Raw genomic sequence first — 334 nt, forward strand, 5'->3', positions numbered from 1 at the left:
TCACCGCCCCCGGTGGGGGCCGCGACATCCTGCATGACTGTTCGCTGACCTTGCAGCCTGGAGAGATCGTCGCGCTGGTCGGCGCCACCGGCACCGGCAAGAGCTTGCTGGCCAGCCTGTTGCCACGCCTGAGCGATGTAACGGCCGGGCGCCTGTTGCTCGGCTCGGACAGCAGCGGCTGGCAGGACATCCGTGACCTGCAACTCGGTCCACTGCGCCAGCGCGTGCATGTCGCGCCGCAGGAAAGTTTCCTGTTCGCCGGTAGCCTGGCGGCCAATCTGCGCCTTGCCGCCCCGGAGGCCAGCGACGAACAACTGCGCGAGGCCCTGCACCT

1 protein-coding gene is annotated in these 334 nt (G+C 68.9%); it reads left to right on the top strand.

Annotation, left to right across the window (positions count from 1 at the left end; genetic code table 11):
- A partial coding sequence (locus HX773_RS25565; protein WP_176973823.1) for an ATP-binding cassette domain-containing protein occupies positions 1 to 334 on the top strand: 334 nt, incomplete at both ends.

The organism is Pantoea sp. B9002, from assembly GCF_013385945.1.
In the GTDB taxonomy this organism is placed as follows: domain Bacteria; phylum Pseudomonadota; class Gammaproteobacteria; order Enterobacterales; family Enterobacteriaceae; genus Pantoea.